The organism is Parabacteroides sp. AF48-14 (genome assembly GCF_003477465.1).
GTDB classification, from domain to species: domain Bacteria; phylum Bacteroidota; class Bacteroidia; order Bacteroidales; family Tannerellaceae; genus Parabacteroides; species Parabacteroides acidifaciens.
In genome coordinates this window covers 1-21,349 of sequence record NZ_QUDI01000019.1, presented here as the reverse complement: position 1 = coordinate 21,349, position 21,349 = coordinate 1, and the positions used below count along the sequence as shown (strand labels likewise).

Genomic DNA, 21,349 nt, shown 5'->3' with positions numbered 1-21,349 from the left:
CCCTGGTGGTAGTACCGGGGAGGTTTTTTTGATATAAATACAAATACGAAACAGCCCGTTTCGTATTTGTATTCTATTTTTCTATTCCCTAAGAAAAAAATTGTACTTTTGTGAGCTACATCAATACGTATGGACGAATGGCTAACGATGAAATGAAACAACTTTGGAAAGTACCGGAGCCGACGCTCAGGAGGCTGCCTTGGTATCTTGCCTTCTTGAAGCTGATGAAGGGGAGAGGGGAGACTTTTGTATCATCTACGCAGATTGCCAAAGAGATAAATGTGGACCCCAGCCAGGTGGCGAAAGACCTCTCTTTTGTGAATATTTCGGGGAAGACACGTGTGGGATATGAGATATGTACGCTGGTGGATGTGTTGGAAGATTTCTTAGGGTTCACGGCACAGCATAAGGCATTCCTGTTCGGTGTCGGTAGTCTGGGTGCAGCCTTGTTGCAAGACTCCGGTCTGAAACAGTACGGACTGGAGATTGTCGCCGGCTTTGATGTGCGCCGGGAGCTTGCGGGAACCCGGATCAACGGTATTCCGGTCTATCATCTGGATGATTTTCCCGCCAAACAAAAGGAGTTCGGTGCTACAATCGGCGTGATCACTGTTCCGGTGGATAAGGCGCAGGAAGTGACCGACCATATCATCACCGGAGGCATTAAGGCGCTCTGGAACTTTACCCCCTTCCGGATACGCGTTCCGGAAGATATCGTGGTGCAGAACACCTCCATGTACGCCCACCTTGCCGTCATGTTCAACCGCTTGAATTCAATCAATCACTGACATAATGAAAATAATAGCCGTAGGAATGAATTATGCCGCCCACAATAAAGAGCTGCATCATTCGTTAGAATTATCGGAGCCTACTATCTTTATGAAGTCCGACTCTTCGTTGCTGAAGGACGGCAAGCCGTTCTTTATACCTGATTTCTCTTCGGAGATACACTATGAGACGGAGATTGTCGTAAAGATAGACCGGCTGGGAAAAAACATAGCCGAACGTTTCGCCCACCGTTATTACAACGAGGTGACGGTAGGGATCGACTTTACAGCCCGCGACCTGCAAAGCAAACTGCGTGCGCAAGGTCTGCCTTGGGAGATCAGTAAGGCGTTCGATAATTCGGCTGCTCTCGGGACGTTTATTCCCGTGGAGCGTGTGGGCGATATAAACCGCATTCCTTTCCATCTGGATATTAACGGGACGACCGTCCAGGCGGGGAACACACAAGATATGCTTTTCCCGGTCGACAAGATCATCGCGTATGTCAGCCGTTTCTTTACGCTGAAGATAGGTGACCTGATCTACACCGGAACCCCGGTAGGCGTGGGGCCGGTCAAGATAGACGACCACTTGCAGGGATATATCGGCGAGCAGAAGCTGCTGGATTTCTTTGTGAGATAACACGGAAAAAGAACATATGAAGAGAATCTTATATACCCTGCTGCTTGTATTCGGTCTGCTGGCTTCTGCCTGGGCGGACGGTAGCCGTTATGCTTCCCAATCGGTGCTTAGCTCCGGTAAATGGGTGAAGATACAAGTGGCAGAAGATGGTATCTACAAGCTGACGCTGGCCGACCTGAAGAAGATGGGCTTTTCTAACCTCGACAAGGTTGCCGTCTATGGGTATGGCGGTTGGCCGCTTGATGAAGATTTCTCTAAGACTTATGTGGATGACCTGCCGGAAGTGGCGGTGTGGAAGAATGCGGATTACCTTTTGTTCTATGGGAAAGGACCGCGTAAATGGGAATATGCTTCTTCTTCCTTTGTCCACACCAATAATCCTTATTCCAACTACGGATATTACTTCGTGACCGAAAAGGAGACTGCCGGGCGGACGATGGAAAAGGCAGCTTCCGCCGACGGGGCGACTTTGCAGGTGACGACCTTCGACGACTATATGGTGAAGGACGACGACGTGGTGTCTGTCAATAATTCGGGCCGTGAGTTGTACGGCGACTCGTTCGAGTCAACCTTGTCCCGCTCTTACACGGTCACGATTCCCGGCATTACGAACGATGCTGGGAAAGTCACCCTTTCGTTTATTGCACGTGCGAGTGGCAATACGGGCGGCGTTACGATGAGTGTTGATAAGAACCAACTGATCTCGGGTAATTTCAATACTACATCCGATGAATATGTCGTGGCGACAGAAGTTTACAGGACTGCAAACTGGACGGCCGACAAGAATGAAAAAGTAAACATCGATATTCAATATAATACAACCGGGCATAAGAACGTGCGCCTGAACTTTTTCCGTCTGCAGATGAAACGGCAATTGAAGGTGTATGATGCTTACACCTTTTTCCGGAGCCTTGCCGCAAGAGGGAATGCCTCCCGCTTTATTATCCAGGGCGCAGATGCAAACACGTTGGTGTTTGATGTAACCGACGGCATTAACCCGCAACAGATGGAAACGACTTTGAGCGGGACAGAGCTGTCGTTTACGATTCCCGCCTCTACGGATTTGCGCGAGTTCGTTGTTGTGAAACCCTCCCAGATAAAAGCGCCTGAAACGGTTGGCGAAGTCGCAAACCAGAACCTCCATGCTTTGGCTCAACAGGACATGATTATAATTGCCCAGCCCGGCTTGGCTGCCCAAGCGGAACGTCTGGCTGAAGCGCACCGGACAAAAGACAACCTGACAGTCCAAGTCGTAGCTCCGGAAACGATCTATAACGAGTTTTCCAGTGGCACGCCCGACGCAACCGCTTATCGCCGTTTTATGAAAATGTTCTACGACCGGCAGACTTCGGAAGCTGATGCTCCCAAATATCTTCTGCTCTTCGGAGACGGTTCGTATGATAACCGACAACTTACTTCTGCTTGGAAATCGGTTGATATGAGTAATATGTTGCTGACGTATCAGACCGTAAACTCGTTGAATTCTTATTCGTATGTGGTGGATGATTATTTTGCATTTCTGGAAGATGCAAATAAGTCGGATACATCTGATAATTTAGCTAATCTTAATTCCAAGAAAATGAGTATAGGGGTCGGGCGTTTCCCGGTTCGTACCGTATCCGAGGCTACAATTGCGGTCGATAAAGTTATTTCTTATATGAATAATGACGGAGCAGGATCTTGGAAGAATAATGTTTGCTTTATAGCGGATGACGGCAGTAATGCAGATTCTTTTGATACCATTCATCAAGAAGACGCAAACAAGACTGCTGACCTTATTGAAGAGACAAACCCGTCTTATGTCGTTTCCAAAGTGTTTTTCGATGCTTATAAAAAGAGTTCTTCCGGTGGCCAGGCTTCCTATCCGGATGTAAATACTACGATACAGAAGAAGTTGAAGGATGGCCTGTACCTGATCAACTATACCGGTCACGGGGGGACGACTGCCCTCAGTGATGAGAAAGTAATTACTCAGAATGATATCATGCAGGCGGACTATTCCAGTTTACCAATCTGGATAACGGCGACTTGTGACTTTTGTCCGTTCGATGCTTCCGCTACTTCTGCCGGCGAATCGGTCTTCCTGAATAAAAAGAGCGGAGGTATCGCCTTGTTTACTACGACACGTGTAGCTTATACCTTCTCGAATGCCAATCTTAATACACAGTTGATCCGTTCATTGTTCGAAAATCGGGGAACCTCGCAGACATTAGGTGGCGTTTTAAAAGATACTAAAAATGCATTATCTTCTTCTCGTAAACTCGGCTTTAGTTTGATTGGCGACCCGGCTTTGCGTCTTGCATATCCTAAATATCAAATGGCTGTAAGCACGGTTAACGGCAAGGATGTTTCGGAAGGAACGGTCACGCTAAGAGCATTGGATAAGGTTGTGGTAAAAGGAAAAGTGTATTCGGATGGAACTCCACAATCGGATTTCAATGGGACCATGTATGCGACAGTCTTTGATAATCGTACATCGGTAACGACTTTAGGTAATAATACGGTTCAGGTGGGGGGTGAAACAGTCGTTAGAAAGGTAACATACGATGACTACCTGAATATCATCTATAAAGGAAACGGAGTGGTAAATAACGGGGAGTTTGAGTTCTCGTTTGTAGTGCCTAAAGATATCTCTTATTCTACTGAAAACTTTGGTAAAATGAGCTTGTATGCTTTGGACGAGACAACCGGTAATGAGGCGCAGGGTGCTTTTATGGATTATGCGGTCAGAGGTACTTCTGATAACCCGGAAAACGATAAGAATCCTCCGGAGATAAGAGCGTTATTCCTCAATGACTCAACTTTTGTCGATGGCGGACAAGTGAACAGTTCCCCGTATTTTTATGCAAAGGTTTGGGATGAGACAGGTATTAATATAACTGAAAGTAGTGTTGGCCATGACATAACATTGGTAATCGATGGAAGCCCTATTACGACATACGTTTTAAACAGTTATTATGAGAATTCGACGACGGTGGCGGGAGAAGGATTTGTCGGTTTTAGCATTCCGACCCTTAAACCGGGAATACATACCGGAGAGTTTAAAATCTGGGATGTAATGAATAATGCCCAAACAGTAAACTTCACCTTTGAAGTTGTCGAAGGCCTGAAGCCCAATCTGGTCGATGTCGTAGCAACCCCAAGCCCCGCACGCGGGCAAGTGACCTTCCATATCACACATAACCGCCCGGAAAGCCGGATGCGGGTAGGCATCATGGTCTACGATCTGGCAGGCCGTCTCTATTGGAAACATGAAGAAAGCGGTACGTCCGATCTCTTCAGTGCCTATTCAGTCTCCTGGGATCTGACCGACGGAGCCGGTGCACGCCTGCGTCCCGGTGTCTATATCTACCGGGCAGCCATCAGCACCAATAACTCCAAAGAGGCAACGACTGCGAAGAAGTTGATAATATTAGGAGAGTAATACATTTTTCGTTCCCGTCCGAAAAAATATGATTCCCGTCCGAAAAAATATAGCCTATGGCCCATCCGTCAACAGGCTATAGGGTAGCAGCTAAAAGGCGCTTACTCTAAGAAAAACATGACTTTGGATAAATTAAATCCTCTTTCTGGGTAGTATGTGAATATTAATGTCTACATTTGAGCACGTCTACAAATGGACGCAACTAAAATTATTTAGCTATGAGCAAATTTATCAATCCTTTCTCGGATTACGGCTTCAAGTTGATTTTTGGCAGTGAGGTCAGTAAAGATCTAATCATTAGTTTCTTAAACAGTGTTATTCAAGATGAAGTAATCGTTAATATTACATTTCGTAATGTGGAAATGCTTGGCATGAAGCATGACCAGCGCAAAGCCGTTTTCGATATCTTCTGTGAAAATGAAAAAGGTGAGTTTTTTATCGTGGAGATGCAGAAAGCGCGGCAGAAGTATTTTTCTGACCGTATTCTCTACTATGCCTCATTCGCGATTCAGCAACAGAGTATCGTGGCACGTGAAAAGATCGCGTGTCTGGAAGACGAACCTAAGAAGGCTTATTGGGATTACAGCATCAGCAAAGTCTATATCGTCTGCATCCTTAATTATGTTATGGAACCGTCATTACCCCATAAATACCGTTGGGATGTGGTGCGAATGGATCGCGAATTGAAGGTCCCTTTCAGTGAAACCTTGAATGAAGTGTATTTTGAAATGCCGAAATTTGTGTTACCTTTGTCAGAGTGCAATAGCATTTATCTTAAATGGCTGTATGTGTTGAATAATATAGATATAATGGACCGTTTACCCGAAGAACTGAACAACCAGCTGTTCCGCAAGTTGAAAAGTATAGTGGAAATCGAGCGGATGTCTGCCAACGAACGTTTGGAATACGAACTGAGTTTGGCTGTCGAACGCGATATGCTCTCCGCTCTTGACGCCAGTCGGGAAGAAGGTCTGGCGAAAGGCCGTGCAGAGGGTTTAGCGGAAGGCGAAGCAAAAGGATTGCGCCAAACAGCTATAAACATGAAACGCACAGGGTTGGATGTAGACACCATTGTAAATTGTACGGGCTTATCCAAAGAAGAAATCCTTGCCTTGTAAACAATTACCCCACTTCCTCCCACAACCGCATAAACTCCAACGTATTCATGGTGGCAGTCAGGACAAAGAAGCCGATGACGGTCCAGTCCAATATCCGGTACATGCGGACCGGGAGGCGGTTGTACAGCCAGCCTAACAGCATCGGGACGGCAAACATCCAGTGGCCGCCGAACAGAATGGCTTCGTTCATTCCGTAGCGGATAATAAAGTGGATCACGAAGTCGATGCTCAGATACATAAGCAATAGCTGTACATACTTGTTTCGCAGGTTGAGCAAGGCAGAGGCCGCCACCAACACTAACAGGAGCACGACCACCGCATTGTTCCAACTATGTAGATATTCGCTGGGACGCAGCACCACCTCATGGCCGACCTGTTGTTGCGTCAGAGGCGTACTCATGATTGTGTTTCCCCAGAAATCGATCAAAGCCTGTTTGCTGAATGTTTCGTCGTGGATGAAATACTGTCCGAGTTGTTGCGTTGTTTCGATCGGGGAGGGTCCTTCGGGAGCGAACAACTTTGCTTTAAGCGTGTAAAAGCCCATGATGACGGCTACGCAAACGACGAAGGGAAGCATCACTTTGAAGCCTGTCCGTATCTTATGCAGGAAAGGCGTTTTGTTCAGGAATACCGCCATTGCCGGTTTGGCTGCGTTTGTAATCGTGATTCCTCCACAGAGGAAAGAAAGGAAGAGGATGGTCCGTCCCTTTATATATCCTGTCAGTTTATATTCCCTCGAGAGCATTAACAGGGAAAAGACAAGCAGGAAGAAAGAGAACGGATAGCTTTCGGTTGTGAACGACAAGACGACAGTCGTAAAGAAACAACCTGTAAATCCGGTGAGCAGTAAGGCACGGCGGGTGGAGACCTGGACAATCTGTTTCAGGTAACGATAGATCAGCACCAGACCGCCGGTTATCAACAGGTTCATCAGCACCAGACAGATAATACCGCCGGTTTTCTCTTTGAACAGGCTTGTCAACAGGATTATCAACAGGGTTTTCAACAAATGAAACAAGCTGAAGAACGGATGGCTGACGTCGAACGCCCCTCCGCGTGTATGCAGGTGGAACAGGTTGTCATAGCCTAAATAGCTGCCCGGCCCTCCGTTCGGAACGTCTATCAGCTCTGTGTAAAAGAGCATATAGTAGCCGATTATCCCATAAAGAAGGAAGAAGAAAAGAAAGAGTCCGGCCTCTGTCCAACTGGGCGGAAACAGGGTTCGTCTCGTCTCTCTCCACTCGATTCGGAGTGCGCGCAGCAGGGTGGACAGGCAGGAAGGTATCGTCATCTTTGTCGTTTATTGAATGGTTTATAATGGGGAACGTCGGCAATGGCAAGCAGTTCTTTGTCACCGGAACTGTCGCCATACACATATAAAGTCTCGGAAATAACATCCGGATATAGCTTGCGAAGCCTGCGGACTTTCTCGGTCCCTTTGCAGTTGGGTGTGGAAAAACGTCCTGTCAGGACACCGCCTTCGACCTCCAGTTCCGTTCCTTCCACCTGCCGGATTCCGACTGTTTCCGCCCAAGGACGTATCCAGTCAGGTACGGAGGCGCTGATGATGACGACTTTGTCACCCTTTTCCTGGTGCTTTCGAATCTCTTCCAAAGCGGCAGGATAAACCAACTCCGGTATGCGGGCGGCATATCGCAGGCAAGCTTGCCGGAAATCCGCTACGCTCATTCCGCGAAGGAAGGATGAAAAGACAAGTTCTTTCGCCCGGTGTGTGGAGAGGATGCCTGTCAGGGCTGTTAGTTTCAATATGATTATCAGGGGAAGACGGAGGATGAACGCTGTCCGTCCGCAAGTCCGCATCAGAAAGTCCGGCAAGGAGTCGCGGGAGATGATCGTTCCGTCAAAGTCGAATACAGCTATTGGCATATCAGTAAATAAGTAAAGCGAATACGACGAACCAACCCGCGACAGTCAGTTGCAACGTCCGGTCTTGCAACAAAATATCGGTCGGGTTACAATTACTCTTTTCCACCAGGATGATTTGCAGGTATCGCATGATGCCTGCCAGAACGAACGGGATCGTGACATACAGATACTCGCTGCTCCTTGCCGTCACTTCCGGCGAAAGGGTGTACAGGATGTAGGTCACGGCAATAATGGAGGAGAGGAACGACAGGACTACATTCAGGTAGTCGATCGTATAGCCGGTAATATTTTTCCGGGAAACCTGTCCCGTCTCCATGAAATTAAGCAAATCGTCCCTTCTCTTGGCAAAGGCGAGGAAGAGGGAGAGGATGAAAGTCATAATGATCAGCCAGTGGGACAACTCGATGTCTCCCGCCGTCGCTCCTGCCTCCAGACGGATGATGAAACCGCAGGCGACAATCATGACGTCTATGATCTGCACCTGTTTGAGGTAAAGCGTGTAAGCCAGGTTCAGGAGGATATATCCTCCCGCCAGCAACCAGATGAGGTTGCTACTTGTCTGTATAAAATTGAAGCATACAGCGCTTATGCCGTAAAGAAGGAGCATGAAACCGACAGCCTCTGCCGGCGATACTTTGCGAGCGGCAATCGGGCGGAACCGTTTGGCGGGGTGCAAGCGGTCTTCCGCCGCATCCATTAAGTCATTGAACACATAGACGCCGCTGGTAAGCATACAGAAACCGGCAAACAGGAGCGCAACGTTTTGCAGCCTGTCCAAAGCCCCTATCTCCTGCGCAAAGAACAGAGGGAGAAACAAGATGATGTTTTTTACCCATTGGGAAGGGCGCATCAAAAGAAATAATGCTTTAACTTTGCCTGTCGATTGCATATCTTTCATACTCAAAGGGCAAAAGTAGGAATTTTATTCGAGCATACAATAAAGTTAGGATTATTCAGTTTATAATACAGTCGGCGAAGGACTGCCGGCAGGGTTCAATTAAATTAAAACGTATGATAAGTAAATTCAGAATCGGGACACTCGTTATATTGCTTGGTCTTTTCATCTCCGCAACAGCGTGGGCGGAAGGTGATGATATTAAATATTCACCTATCGAAATGGCTGTGCCTTCCTTGATTATCGCTCCTGACGCGCGTGGCGGCGGAATGGGTGATAACGGTGTTTCCACTTTGCCGGATATCGGTTCACAATATTGGAACGCGGCCAAATATGCTTTTATGTATAGCAAGGCAGGGGTGAATCTGTCTTATACGCCTTGGTTGCGCAAGTTGGTCAACGACGTGGCATTGGTGAATATGTCCGGTTACTATAAAATAGGGGATAATGATTTGCAGGCGGTTGGCGCCTCTTTGCGCTATTTCTCCTTGGGTGAAGTGCCGCAGTATGAAAACATCGGCGACCAGCCTATTTATGCAAACCCGTATGAGATGGCGTTCGACGTGAGTTATAGCCGTAAGTTGTCGGAAAACTATTCAATGGCGGTTGCTTTGCGTTATATCCGTTCCGATATGGGTGTCGACCCGAATGAGTTGAAGCATGCCGGCAATGCGTTTGCAGCCGATATCTCCGGATATTTGGAGAAGTATGTGATGATGGGCAGTGCGGAAGCTTTGTGGAGTTTCGGTTTCAACTTGTCGAACATCGGTAGTAAGATTTCGTATGACGAAGGTACGAACAATATGTTCCTTCCTGCCAAGTTAGCTTTGGGTACCGGTTTGCTTTATCCTATCGACGAGTATAACCGTATCGGCGTTTATCTGGATTTAAGTAAATACATGGTTCCTTCCGTTCCGCAGAAGAAAGACGGAGAGACGGATGAAGAGTTTACCACCCGCAAGGAAGACTACAAGGCTTTGTCCAGTATCTCCGGTATGTTCAAGTCGTTTAGCGATTCTCCTAACGGCTTTAAGGGCGAGTTGGAAGAGGTGATGGTTTCGGTCGGAGCCGAATATAGCTACAATGAACAGTTCTTCGTTCGTGGCGGTTATTTCTACGAGAGTGCGAATGTCGGTAACCGTAAGTATTTCTCTGTCGGCGCCGGTTTCCGTATGAGCGTTTTCCAGTTGGATGCCGCTTATCTGATCAGTACCGTTCCACAGAACCCGTTGGACCAGACACTTCGTTTCTCTCTGTCCTTCGATATGGACGGGATTAAGAATCTGTTTAGGTAATTGAAAATTGAGAATTGAAAATTGAAAGTTATGAAGATACGGGTGGGTTTTGGATATGATGTGCATGCGTTAGTGCCGGACCGCGATTTGTGGTTGGGCGGAGTGAAGATCGAGCATACGTTGGGCTTGCAGGGCCATAGCGATGCCGACGTGTTGATCCATGCCATTTGCGATGCCCTTTTGGGGGCGGCCAATATGCGCGATATCGGTTACCACTTTCCCGACACGGCAGGCGAATATAAGGATATAGACAGCAAGATCCTTCTTTATGATACGATGGAACTGCTTCGTGATGCCGGATATACGTTAGGCAATATAGATGCGACAGTCGCAGCCGAACGTCCGAAACTGAATCCGCATATCCCCGAAATGAAGCGGGTGATGGCGCAAGTCCTGCAAGTGGATGTCGAAGATATATCCATTAAGGCGACAACCACCGAAAAGTTAGGCTTCACCGGACGGCAGGAAGGAATCGCCGCCTACGCTACGGTCTTGATTCAGAAGTAAGAGAGTCTGCGCCCGACACAGGCTCGCAGGGGATCGTAAACCAGAAAGTGCTTCCTTTCCCTTCCTTCGATTTTACCCCTATTTCTCCTTTCAGGCAGTCTATGATAGTCTTGCAAATGGAGAGGCCGAGTCCCGTTCCCTGGATAAAGGTGTCGAACTTGGCGAACCGCTCGAATACGTGCGGGATGTTTTCTTCTGCAATCCCTTTCCCCGTATCTGTTACATAGAAACGCAATCCTCCTTCTGTTTCCTCATATCCCATTGTGATGGAACCTTTAAATGTGAACTTACAGGCATTTGTCAGGAAATTACTCATAACCTGCATCAGCCGGTTCTTCTCCGAATGGATAACGTAAGGCTTTTCAGGCAGGATGCATATTAGCTCCACGCCGGGTTTGGTTTTGTCACGGAACACCTGCATCAGGTGGTTGAACATCTCGGAAACATTTATGTCGCTATATATGAAGTCCAGTTTGCCCGCTTCTATCTTGGACAGGTCGAGGATGTCGTTGATAAGCTGCAGGAGCAATTCGTTGTTTGTCTCTATCGTTTTACAGAACTCTTCCCGGTTTTCTTCCGGGCATTCTCCCTGGGCGATCAGGTTGGAGAAGCCGACGATTGCGTTCAGCGGCGTACGTATCTCGTGGCTCATATTCGCTAAGAATGCCGTTTTCAGGCGGTTTGCCTCTTCTATCTTTTCTTTCTCCCGTTGTTCTTCTTCCGTTTTTCGTTTCTGGATCAGCAGTCGGATACGCAGGAAGGCAACAGACATCAACAGGATAAGGATGACAATCCCGCAGATAATCTGGACTTTGTATTTCTCCAGGAATGTAGGGGGCTGTTCGAAATAGACAGCATTCTGGGGATAGCGGGACGGGGAAATACCATGCCTGTACAGATGCTGGTAATTCAAATAGGTCCTGGGAGTCCCGGCCATATGTTCGTGCGTGTTATCTATCTTTTTGCCTTTCAGCATTTCCAGCAGATAGGTGATGACAGTCTTGTTGAAGTCTTCAACCGAGATATAATGCCCTCCGGCAAAGTTACCTCCCTCTATGTCGAGGTCGTTAATAACGTAGACGGGAGGATTGGAAAAGCTGTTTGTCATTTTCTGTACGTTGTCGATCAGGTAATGGTTCTCTCCTTTCTGGCTTGCCGCATACCAGGAATAATAGATGATGCCGGCATCTTGGTTGCTGTAGGTCGTGAGCGTATCCAACAGATGTTCCGTCGAAAGCTGTGGCCATGAGAGTACGTCTAACTGAAGGTCCGGGAATTGCTCTTCCAATACGCTTTGCACTTCCTGGCGGGTCAGGATGCTGATGTAGCGGTTGTCGTTCACAAACACGACTTTCTTCAGTTCGGGTTGCATCTTTTGCATCATTTCGATTGTCTCCCGGATATAAAGCGGCTGGCTCAGTGTTATAGCATTGTACCCTTTTATGATTGTGGATGTCGGGACCATGGCTTCCTGGGGGTCGAGCTTGCGCTCCACCATATCTTTTATGTTCCGTGGAACCATGCCCCGCGAATAGCAAACCAGACTGGGGACGCCTTTCCATTCGTTATCGAACAGAGGGCGTATGACGAGCCATGCCGGATCGCCGATGCAGACGACAGCCCGGGGAGGGAGCGGGTATTCTTCCCGTAGATAGGCCAACTTATTCAGAATCTCTGTTGTATCTTTGATTATCGGAATTTGCAGCTCTTCTCCTTTGACTTGTAGCCCTTCCTGGGTGATCAGGGTTTGAATGGTTTCATAGGTTTGATGTGTCCAGGTTTCATTAAAGTTGATAGAATGTACTACCAGCACATAGTCTTCATCTGTATGCTGGGCGGACCGTGCCTGCCTGCATATCAGAAGAATAAGAAATGTGAATAAATACCCTGTTATTCTCATATTCGATTGGCAAAATGATAAAGGTGCTTGAAAATCATAAAGTTTATGCAAATATAGGTATTATTGTTTGTAATCTTGTTTATCCCGGTGTTAATTTGTAGATTTGAACCCATAAAGAAAAGAGTAAATATGAAGACAAACGACTGGAAAGAGCGTCTGGGGGTTATGTATTCCACCAACCCGGATTTTCAATATAACACAGGTGATGAAGAGGAAGAAGACACACTTCCGAAAGAGAAACAGCAGTTGCGTATTTCTTTAGATAAAAGGAACCGGGGCGGAAAAGCCGTGACACTGGTGACCGGTTTCCGCGGGACGACTTCCGATTTGGAAGCACTCGGCAAATTCCTGAAAGTGAAATGCGGTGTCGGCGGTTCCGCCAAAGAAGGGGAAATCATCGTGCAGGGTGATCTGCGTCCGAAGGTGTTGGAGATATTGCAAAAGGAAGGCTACGTCAAGAGCCGTATAATCTGAACCGTATGCTGACTGTCTACAGAGCTTCGGCGGGAGCCGGGAAAACCCACAAATTGACCGGGGAATACCTGACCCTGTTGTTCACCGGGCCGGGCGCTTTCCGCCGCATTCTTGCCGTGACCTTTACGAATAAGGCGACGGACGAGATGAAGACCCGTATCATCGATGAACTGTATAACTTAGCCTCCGGCAAGAAATCGGATTATGTGGAATTGCTCGGCTCGACCTATTCGCTCACGGAGACGCAGGTCCGGAAGCAGGCAGCAAAGATACTGATCGATATCCTGCACGACTATTCCGCCTTTAATATCAGTACGATCGACCGCTTTTTCCAACAGACCATGCGTGCCTTTACCCGCGAGATTGGCTTGCAGGGAGGATATGGCATCGAGATGGACCAGGAACTGGTGCTGACTACGGCTATCGACAACCTGCTGTCGGATTTGGAAAAGCCCGAGAGCAAGGACCTGTTAGGCTGGTTGCTCCGGTTTGCGGAAGACAAGATAGAGAACGGCGGGGAGTGGAACCTCCGTAAAGACATCATGTCCCTGAGCCGGGAAGTTTTTAAGGAGAGCTATAAGGCTTTCAGTGATGAAGTCGGCCGGGATATAGAAGATAAGAAAGCGTTGGATGACTATAAGAACGCTCTCTACGGCATCATCCGTTCTGTGGAGACTGCCGCCAAAGAATTGGGGGAACGCGGATTGGAGATTCTGGCTAAATATGCACTCAAACCAACGGACTTCAAGGGAGGGAGCCGTTCGCCCCTGACCCTTTTCGACCGCTTGGCGCAAGGGGAAATGAAGGAACCGTCAGCCACCTTTATCGGCCTGGCGGATAATCTGGACGGATGCTTTACGAAGACGACCTCGCTCGGCGCCCGGCAAATCATCGGATGTGCTTTTGAAGACGGGTTGAACGACTGTATCAAAGGCATTGTCGCCTTGTTCGGTGATCTGACCGCCTATAATACGGCCCGTGAGATTGTGCGCTATTACTATACATTGGGAATCCTGACGGATGTTTCCCGCCAGATCGCGGCTTACCGGGAAGAAAAGAATGTGATGCTGATAGCCGACACGACCGAACTGTTGAATAAGGTGATCGGTGGGAGCGATGCCCCCTTCATCTATGAAAAGACCGGTACGCACGTCGACCATTATATGATAGACGAGTTCCAGGACACCAGCGGGATGCAGTGGAATAACTTCCGTCCGCTGATTGAAGAAAGCTTGGCGCATAACCGGGATAACCTGATCGTGGGAGATGTGAAACAGAGTATCTACCGTTTCCGCAATTCCGACTGGAAGCTGCTCGATGAGCAGGTACAGGCCGACTTCTCGCCCGAAGAGGTCCGTGAAGAGACCTTGAAAGATAACTGGCGCAGTTGCCGGAATATCGTGATGTTCAACAATGCCCTTTTCACGACATTGCCCGGCGTGCTTCAAGGGATGTATAACGAAGCCCTTTCCGCTTCTTCCCTGACGGAAGAACAACGGGCGGCCTATTTTACCAAGATCATGTCCGCCTACGACAATAGTTTCCAACAGGTTCCTCCGCCTTTCCGGGAGAAAGAGGGGCATGTGCGGATCGAATTCCTCTCCGGTGATGACGAAAAAGACTGGAAGGAAGAGGCTTTGGAACGTTTGCCGGGCGTACTTGAAAAACTGCAGGACAACGGATATGCCTTGAAAGACATTGCCATTCTCGTCCGTACCAACCAGGAAGGGGCGCAGGTGGCGGATACGTTGCTGACATATAAGGAAGAACATCCTTCCGACCATTATAACTACGATATAATCTCCGATGAGGCCCTGTTTGTAAGCGGTTCGACGGCGGTCCGCTTCTTAGTTTCCCTGTTGCGCTACCTGAAGAACCCGGACGACAGGACGAACGAACAGATCGCCTTGTACTCCTATTGGATACTGAACGCTGTTCCCGCACCCGATGCGGGGCCGCAAACGAACAGCATCGAATGCGGAAGCCGCGCAAAGACCTTCCCGCCGGAGATCGCATCGGCCCTGCAAGGGCTTTCCCGCCAGTCGCTGTATGAGATAACGGAGGGGTTGTTTCGCCTCTTCTCCGCCGACTTTCCGGAGAACGAACAGGTCTTTGTACAGGCTTTCTTAGATATGGTTTCCGAATATACCCAGAAGGAGAGCGCAGACCTGAGCCGTTTCCTGAAATGGTGGGATGAGACAGGTTGCCGGAAAACGATTGCCACGCCTGACGGACAGAACGCGGTCCGCATCCTGACGGTCCATAAGTCGAAGGGATTAGGCTTTAAGGTCGTGATCATACCTTTCAGCGATTGGGAAATCGACCATAAGCCGACGAAGCCTGTGATCCTCTGGTGTCATCCGGAGGAGATGCCATTCAACCGCCTGCATCTGGTCCCCGTGCGTTACAGTCAGTCGTTAGCGAAGACAATCTTTGCCGCCGATTACTTTAAAGAGCGGTTACACGCTTTTATCGACAACTTAAACACGTTATATGTCGCCTTTACCCGCTCGAAAGAAGAGTTGGTCGTATTCTCCCCGCGTCCGAAGAAGATCAAGGAAGAAACAGGCGAGGTGGAAAAGATATCCTCTTTGACGGATGCCCTCTGGGCAGGTCTGCATACGGAGGTCTCCGATACCCGGGCAGGCGAGAGACTGATCTCGTTGCCGGCATCTTTTGATACCGGAAGAGGTGTGTTCGAGTTGGGTGACTGGTGGCATCCGGTTGCCAAGACCGAAGAGACAGGCATGCAGGAGGTCGGAATGAGCCGCATGAACTCGATCTCTCCGGATGATCGCTTGCAACTGCGCCTGCATGGGAAAGGCTTCTTTTTCGATAATGCCCGTCGGAAGCATGGCGCCCTGATGCATGAGGTGTTGAGCCGTATCCGTACGCGGAAGGATATCCCCCAGGCCGTTGAACGCTATCGCCAGGAAGGCGTGATCGACCGGACGGAAGCGGCGGCGCTCGTCTCCCGCCTGGAAGAGTTGCTGAACATGCCGGATGCCGCACCCTGGTATGACGGGACGGCCCGCGTGCTGAACGAAGTCGACATCCTGTTCGGAAACGGGCTGTCGAAGCGTCCGGACCGTGTGATGATTACCGATGACCGGGTTGTTGTTGTCGACTATAAATTCGGGGAACATCCTGACCAACGCTATCATAGCCAGATTCGCAACTATCTGAAGCTGATCCGCCAGATGGGATATAAGGAGGTGGAAGGTTTCCTCTGGTATGTCGAATTAAGCAAAATAGAAGCTGTGAAAGGGTGATATATTTTTGTTATTCGGTAAAAATGAATATTTTTGCAGATTCTTACGATAAAATACACGATTAGATTACAGAATGAAAGTACATAAAGAAGGAACAGGTCTGTTGTTAACGCTCTTCACGATATTCTTTATTGTGGACGTTGCGCTGTATCATACTGTCAACAAAGGATGGGTCTTTTACGGCACAACCTTTGTCACCACTGTCCTGTTCTTATTGGTACTTAACTTCTTTCGCAGTCCGTTCCGCCGCTTCCCCTACGATTCGGAAGGTTTGGTGATTGCTCCCGCCGACGGGACGATCGTGGCGATTGAAGAAGTGAAGGAGAACGAGATACTGCACAGGGAATGCCTGCAAATCTCGATATTCATGTCCGTCTTTAATGTGCATGCCAACTGGTTTCCTGTAAACGGGACAGTCAAGCACGTATCGCATCAGAACGGACGTTTCATGGCGGCCTACCTGCCGAAAAGCAGTACGGAGAACGAACGTTCGGCCGTTGTGATTACGACCCGCAACGGGATAGATGTCCTGGCGCGGCAGATTGCGGGAGCGATGGCGCGACGCATTGTAACTTATGCCAAAGTCGGCGACAAATGCCACGTCGACGAGCAGATGGGATTTATCAAATTCGGTTCCCGTGTGGATGTCTACCTGCCTGTAGGGACGGAAGTACTGGTTGAAATGGACCAGAAGGTTACCGGTAACCAGACTCCGATAGCCCGCTTGGGAAAATAAAAGAAGTAAATGAGCATCAAACAAAGTATACCTAATTTAGTGACCTGTTGCAGTCTTGTATCAGGTTGCATCGCCTGTGTGATGGCGTTGAAAGGCAACTTGCCGATGGCAACCCTGTGGATTGTCGTGGCGGCTGTTTTTGATTTTTGCGACGGTTTTGCCGCCCGTTCCCTGCATGCCTATTCTCCGATGGGAAAGGAACTGGATTCCCTTTCCGACATGGTTAGTTTCGGGGTGGCCCCCGGGATGATTGCCTATTGGCTGTTGGAGCAGGCTTGTATGACGGTTCCCGCTTTGGGAAACGCCGCCCCTTATATTCCGTATTTGGCTTTAGTGATACCTGTCTTTTCCGGGTTGCGCCTTGCCAAATTCAATATCGACGAAAGGCAAACGACCTCTTTCATCGGTATGCCGGTGCCGGCACATGCTCTTTTCTGGGCTTCTATCGGATATGCGTTTCGGGCTTCCATTCCGGTGGACAGCATCGGGTTCATTGCCGGGATAATCGTTCTGGCGATCCTGTTCTCTTTGTTGTTGGTCTCGGAGGTCCCGATGTTCTCTTTAAAGGTCAAGTCGTTAAAGTGGAAAGGCAACGAACTTCGCTACATCCTGGTAGGCGGCGCAGTGGTCTTTGTGGCTCTCTTTGGCGTTCTGGGTATTGCCGGAACGATTATACTCTATATCGCCTTGTCTTTTTTTAACAAAAGAAGATAAACAAGAATTCGTATCTTTGTGTTTGTGTAATAAAAACCAACTAAGTGACGGAGTATGTTTAAATTTTTGTTTGTAATGTTCTTCTTCTTTATCCTGTTAGTATTCCTGATGGGATTCTCAATCTTGCGTACGTTCAAAAATATCCTGTTTGGCAGCGGAAGCAGCGGGAAAAAAGGAGGGCAACGCCGTCAAACAACTACCTCTTCTTCCTCCGGACGGAGCAGCACGTACGAAGAACCTTCTTCCGTATCCCGTAAAAAGATATTCGCCAAGGACGAAGGCGAGTATGTCGACTATGAGGAGGTGAAATGAATCCCAAAATATCCATCCGCTTTTTTGCAGATCGCGAGGTTCGTGCTATATGGGACGACGAACGTGAGAAATGGTATTTTAGTGTTATTGATATTGTCAGTGCTTTAAACGGGCAGGACGATTATACAAAAGCCCGTAACTATTGGAAATATCTTAAGAACAAATTAAAAAAAGAGAACAGTCAGTTGGTTAGTGACGCTCACCAACTGAAATTAACTGCACCTGATGGAAAGAAATATTTGACAGATACGTTTGATAGTGACGGCGTGATCTCTCTTGCCAAGCATTTCCCAAATAACAAAGCCCTGAAGTTTCTTGATTGGTTTACATATAGCGATAACAGCAGTGACGGACAGAGTAAGAAAAAAGCATATTCTTTTTTTGAAAGTAACCTGGTCAGGGAATCGGAAATCGGGACGGTGAAAAGTTTGCAGCAAATCCATGCCTATATTTTTGGAGGGATATATGACTTTGCGGGAAAAATAAGGCAGAAGAATATTTCGAAAGGCGGCTTTCAGTTTGCAGTGGCGCACTTTTTAGGCAACACATTAAAGCAAATTGAACAAATGCCAGAGAACACATTTGACGAGATAGTCGATAAATATGTGGAAATGAATATAGCCCATCCATTCATGGAAGGAAATGGTCGGAGTACGCGTATTTGGTTGGATTTGATTTTCAAGAAACACCTGAAACAGTGTGTGGATTGGAGCAAGATTAATAAAACTGATTACATGGACGCAATGGTAAGAAGTTCTATAGACAGCAGCGTACTGAAACAGTTACTGAAGAATGCTTTGACAGATAAGATCAACGACCGTGAAATCTTTATGAAAGGGATTGATTATTCGTATTATTATGAAGAAAACGAATAATATGCCTTTTTTAGCGCTTTTGCTGAAAAAAGCGCTTCATCTCTTCTGCGCATTCTTTTTCGAGGATGCCCGTTTTTACTATGGCTTTAGGATGGAAGGCTTTCGGGGCGTATTGCCGGAAGCCTCTTTTTTCGTCTGTCGCTCCGTAGACGATTGTGCTTAGTTGCGCCCATCCGATGGCTCCGGCACACATGACGCAAGGCTCCACGGTCACATACAGGCTGCATCCCGTCAGATATTTGGCTCCTAAGACACCTACGGCGGCCGTTATCGCCAGCATCTCGGCATGGGCGGTGGGGTCGTTGAGGCGTTCCGTCTGGTTATGTGCACGGGCTATGATCTGGTTGTTGCATACGATGACGGCGCCGACCGGAACTTCGCCTTCGGCAGCTGCGGCGCGGGCTTCTATCAGCGCCTGCTTCATGAAATATTCGTCGTTGAAAGGATTGATCATCTTCTCATTTCGTTTTCGTTGAAGAGGGTAGGATAGTCCTCTTCCAGTGTTTTGAGTATGTGGGACAGGATCGTCTCGCGGTACCAGCGGGACTTGTTGGCTATCTTATATCTGGCAAGATAACGCTCCACAGCCTTCTGCTCGTCGTCGTTGAGCATAAAAGTAACCTTGTGCACACGCGGGTGGTTCGGTTGAGGGGGCGAATATTTACGTTTCAATGCCATTGTTCTGCAAATGTAAGATTGAAAGCTCAAATAAAAAAGAAAAACGTTATATTTGTGCAAATTACACAGGATGGCAAAACGGAACGAAACAGGGAAAGACGGGGAAGCCGTTGCGCGTGTTTTTCTGGAAAAGCATGATTATACGATTGTCCATACGAATTGGCATTGGCATCATTATGAGTTGGATATCGTTGCCATGAAAGACGGCGAACTGGTTGTCGTGGAGGTCAAGACCCGCTCGGATGACTATCTTTTAGCGCCGGAGGAGGCTGTGGATAACGGGAAAATCCGCCGCATCGTGACAGCTGCCGATGCCTATGTCCGCTTTTTCAATCTCGGGTTGCCGGTCCGTTTCGATATTATTACCGTAATAAAAAGAGGCGAGGACTATGAAATCGACCATATCGAAGACGCGTTTTATGCTCCTTGCCGCTAATATGAAAGATATATGAATATAGAAGAAGCCCGGGAATATTGTCTGTCGCTGAAGAATGCGACGGAATGTTTCCCTTTCGACGATGTTTCGTTAGTGTTTAAAGTAGAGGAAAAGATGTTCCTGCTTCTGCCGTTGGATGCGGATGAACCGTGTGTGTCGCTGAAATGCAGTACCGACTACACCGAGGAACTGCGCGAACGCTATGCGGCAGTGGAAGGCGCTTATCATTTTAATAAGAAATACTGGAACACGATCTATCTCGACCGCGATATGCCGGATGAGGAGATCAAGCACTGGATCCGCCATTCCTACCGTGAAGTAATAGCCAAATTGCCGAAGAAAACAAGAGAACTCTACAATGAATAAAGAGAACGAAACTCCGCGGATTATCCGGCTGAATGAGACAAATTCAACCAATAACTACCTGCGGGAGCTGCTTGCCGGGGAGGCACTGCCGGAGGGCAGCCTTGTCATTGCCGACTTCCAGACTGCCGGAAAAGGGCAGGTGGGGAACTCATGGGAATCGGAAGCCGGGAAAAACCTGATGTTCAGTCTCCTGCTGTATCCCGATTTCCTTCCGGCAAACCGCCAATTCCTGATTTCCCAGATCGCTTCCCTGAGCGTCAAGGAGACGTTAGACGGCTATATCGACTCCGTCACGGTGAAATGGCCGAACGATATCTACTGGAAAGACCGTAAGATATGCGGCATGCTGATCGAGAATGATTTGTCGGGACAACATCTGTATTGTTCGGTTATCGGCATCGGCCTCAATATCAATCAGGAGGTTTTCCGGAGCAATGCCCCCAATCCTGTATCGCTCACCCAAATTACCGGGAAGACGTACGACCGCGAAGAGCTCCTGAAACGTTTCCTGCGTATCTTCTTCAATTATTATTGCCTGTTGCTGCAAGAGAAAGAAGATGAGATCCGCGCGGCTTATATGGCAGCTTTATATCGTGGTGACGGCTATTATCCCTATGCCGACGAAAACGGCCGCTTCGAAGCCCGTATCCACGCAATCGAGCCGACCGGCCACCTGATCCTCCAACTGCGTGACGGGGAGCGGAGGAGATATGCTTTTAAGGAGGTGACGACAGTTATTTAGCTGAGACATATACATAACCACCTTTCCGTATATCCTCAAAACTTGTATGCGATCGGCATTTTTCTGATTGCTCTATCCATAAAGCCGTTGCCCGTACGTTAATGTGATGGCACGTCAAGAGGTATGGACGAAAAGGGGTGATATTCCTGTTTTTTTATTACCGATTACCACCGGAAACGTTTGATAATGTGAGATTTATTCCGTATATTTGATTAATTAAAAACACAAGAAAATGACAACAACAACCTTCCGCATCCATGCCTACGGAGTAGGCGAACTGGCCGGCCTGTACAACCCCCACCTTTCCCACC

The 21,349-nt window shown here is 48.1% G+C and carries 21 protein-coding genes; 15 read left to right on the top strand and 6 right to left on the bottom strand.

What is annotated here, in order from left to right:
- Window positions 1-137: 137 nt before the first annotated feature.
- The 4 genes from DW083_RS10460 to DW083_RS10445 all read left to right on the top strand — a co-directional run bounded on the left by DW083_RS10460 (window position 138) and on the right by DW083_RS10445 (window position 5,949).
- Window positions 138-788 (top strand): redox-sensing transcriptional repressor Rex, encoded by a 651-nt coding sequence (locus tag DW083_RS10460; protein WP_122332363.1) that lies wholly within the window; start codon window positions 138-140, stop codon window positions 786-788.
- 4 nt (window positions 789-792) lie between these two features.
- Window positions 793-1,407 (top strand): fumarylacetoacetate hydrolase family protein, encoded by a 615-nt coding sequence (locus DW083_RS10455; protein WP_115501040.1) that lies wholly within the window; start codon window positions 793-795, stop codon window positions 1,405-1,407.
- 16 nt (window positions 1,408-1,423) lie between these two features.
- Entirely contained in the window at window positions 1,424-4,831 is a 3,408-nt protein-coding gene (gene porU / locus DW083_RS10450) for a type IX secretion system sortase PorU (protein ID WP_122332335.1), read from the top strand.
- A 218-nt stretch (window positions 4,832-5,049) separates the two neighbouring features.
- Window positions 5,050-5,949: an Rpn family recombination-promoting nuclease/putative transposase gene (locus DW083_RS10445; protein WP_122332334.1), complete on the top strand. Its 900-nt coding sequence runs from the start codon at window positions 5,050-5,052 to the stop codon at window positions 5,947-5,949.
- Between the two features lie 4 nt (window positions 5,950-5,953).
- Here the strand turns inward: DW083_RS10445 and DW083_RS10440 are convergent, their stop codons facing one another.
- From DW083_RS10440 to DW083_RS10430, 3 genes are read right to left on the bottom strand one after another with little or no spacing between them, the layout of a single operon-like run.
- Window positions 5,954-7,240: a DUF6080 domain-containing protein gene (locus DW083_RS10440; RefSeq protein ID WP_122332333.1), complete on the bottom strand. Its 1,287-nt coding sequence runs from the start codon at window positions 7,238-7,240 to the stop codon at window positions 5,954-5,956.
- The gene (locus DW083_RS10435; RefSeq protein WP_115501036.1) at window positions 7,237-7,836 is read right to left on the bottom strand and encodes an HAD-IB family hydrolase; all 600 of its coding nucleotides are present in this window, start codon (window positions 7,834-7,836) and stop codon (window positions 7,237-7,239) included. The genes DW083_RS10440 and DW083_RS10435 overlap by 4 nt, the downstream gene beginning before the upstream one ends.
- Before the next feature lies 1 nt (window position 7,837).
- Window positions 7,838-8,734, bottom strand: a complete 897-nt coding sequence (locus DW083_RS10430) for a decaprenyl-phosphate phosphoribosyltransferase (protein WP_122332332.1) — start codon at window positions 8,732-8,734, stop codon at window positions 7,838-7,840.
- Between the two features lie 113 nt (window positions 8,735-8,847).
- Here DW083_RS10430 and porV point away from each other — a divergent pair, with 113 nt between their 5' ends.
- Entirely contained in the window at window positions 8,848-10,026 is a 1,179-nt protein-coding gene (gene porV, locus DW083_RS10425) for a type IX secretion system outer membrane channel protein PorV (RefSeq protein WP_115501034.1), read from the top strand.
- Window positions 10,027-10,056: 30 nt separating this feature from the next.
- On the top strand, window positions 10,057-10,533 hold the full coding sequence (gene ispF, locus DW083_RS10420; RefSeq protein ID WP_115501033.1) for a 2-C-methyl-D-erythritol 2,4-cyclodiphosphate synthase: 477 nt from the start codon (window positions 10,057-10,059) through the stop codon (window positions 10,531-10,533).
- Here the strand turns inward: ispF and DW083_RS10415 are convergent.
- The gene (locus DW083_RS10415) at window positions 10,511-12,346 is read right to left on the bottom strand and encodes a HAMP domain-containing sensor histidine kinase (protein ID WP_233552149.1); all 1,836 of its coding nucleotides are present in this window, start codon (window positions 12,344-12,346) and stop codon (window positions 10,511-10,513) included. The two genes, ispF and DW083_RS10415, sit on opposite strands and share 23 nt — an antisense overlap.
- Before the next feature lie 216 nt (window positions 12,347-12,562).
- On the opposite strand from DW083_RS10415, the gene DW083_RS10410 reads away from it, so the two are divergent.
- The 6 genes from DW083_RS10410 (at window position 12,563) to fic (ending at window position 18,816) form a co-directional block, all read left to right on the top strand.
- Complete coding sequence (locus DW083_RS10410) at window positions 12,563-12,907, top strand: translation initiation factor (RefSeq protein WP_115501032.1); 345 nt, start codon at window positions 12,563-12,565, stop codon at window positions 12,905-12,907.
- Between the two features lie 5 nt (window positions 12,908-12,912).
- Window positions 12,913-16,179: an exodeoxyribonuclease V subunit beta gene (locus DW083_RS10405; protein WP_122332330.1), complete on the top strand. Its 3,267-nt coding sequence runs from the start codon at window positions 12,913-12,915 to the stop codon at window positions 16,177-16,179.
- 73 nt (window positions 16,180-16,252) lie between these two features.
- Window positions 16,253-16,915 (top strand): phosphatidylserine decarboxylase family protein, encoded by a 663-nt coding sequence (locus DW083_RS10400; RefSeq protein WP_115501030.1) that lies wholly within the window; start codon window positions 16,253-16,255, stop codon window positions 16,913-16,915.
- A gap of 9 nt (window positions 16,916-16,924) precedes the next feature.
- Entirely contained in the window at window positions 16,925-17,629 is a 705-nt protein-coding gene (pssA, locus tag DW083_RS10395) for a CDP-diacylglycerol--serine O-phosphatidyltransferase (RefSeq protein ID WP_122332329.1), read from the top strand.
- 54 nt (window positions 17,630-17,683) lie between these two features.
- Complete coding sequence (locus DW083_RS10390) at window positions 17,684-17,941, top strand: DUF4834 family protein (protein WP_115501028.1); 258 nt, start codon at window positions 17,684-17,686, stop codon at window positions 17,939-17,941.
- Entirely contained in the window at window positions 17,938-18,816 is an 879-nt protein-coding gene (gene fic / locus DW083_RS10385) for a protein adenylyltransferase Fic (RefSeq protein WP_115501027.1), read from the top strand. Before DW083_RS10390 ends, fic begins: the two co-directional genes overlap by 4 nt.
- A gap of 10 nt (window positions 18,817-18,826) precedes the next feature.
- Here the strand turns inward: fic and DW083_RS10380 are convergent, their stop codons facing one another.
- Together DW083_RS10380 and DW083_RS10375 are read right to left on the bottom strand one after the other, a co-directional pair.
- A complete protein-coding gene (locus DW083_RS10380; protein WP_115501026.1) occupies window positions 18,827-19,270 on the bottom strand; it encodes a nucleoside deaminase in 444 nt (147 codons plus the stop codon).
- The gene (locus DW083_RS10375) at window positions 19,267-19,494 is read right to left on the bottom strand and encodes a hypothetical protein (RefSeq protein WP_115501025.1); all 228 of its coding nucleotides are present in this window, start codon (window positions 19,492-19,494) and stop codon (window positions 19,267-19,269) included. The genes DW083_RS10380 and DW083_RS10375 overlap by 4 nt, the downstream gene beginning before the upstream one ends.
- A 70-nt stretch (window positions 19,495-19,564) precedes the next feature.
- On the opposite strand from DW083_RS10375, the gene DW083_RS10370 reads away from it, so the two are divergent.
- The 3 genes from DW083_RS10370 to DW083_RS10360 are packed head-to-tail and all read left to right on the top strand — an operon-like array spanning window position 19,565 to window position 21,038.
- A complete protein-coding gene (locus tag DW083_RS10370; protein WP_122332328.1) occupies window positions 19,565-19,930 on the top strand; it encodes a YraN family protein in 366 nt (121 codons plus the stop codon).
- A 12-nt stretch (window positions 19,931-19,942) separates the two neighbouring features.
- Complete coding sequence (locus DW083_RS10365; RefSeq protein WP_115501023.1) at window positions 19,943-20,296, top strand: MmcQ/YjbR family DNA-binding protein; 354 nt, start codon at window positions 19,943-19,945, stop codon at window positions 20,294-20,296.
- Window positions 20,289-21,038 carry a biotin--[acetyl-CoA-carboxylase] ligase gene (locus DW083_RS10360; RefSeq protein ID WP_122332327.1) on the top strand — a complete coding sequence of 250 codons (750 nt, stop codon included), beginning with the start codon at window positions 20,289-20,291 and terminating at the stop codon, window positions 21,036-21,038. Before DW083_RS10365 ends, DW083_RS10360 begins: the two co-directional genes overlap by 8 nt.
- Window positions 21,039-21,349 lie beyond the last annotated feature (311 nt).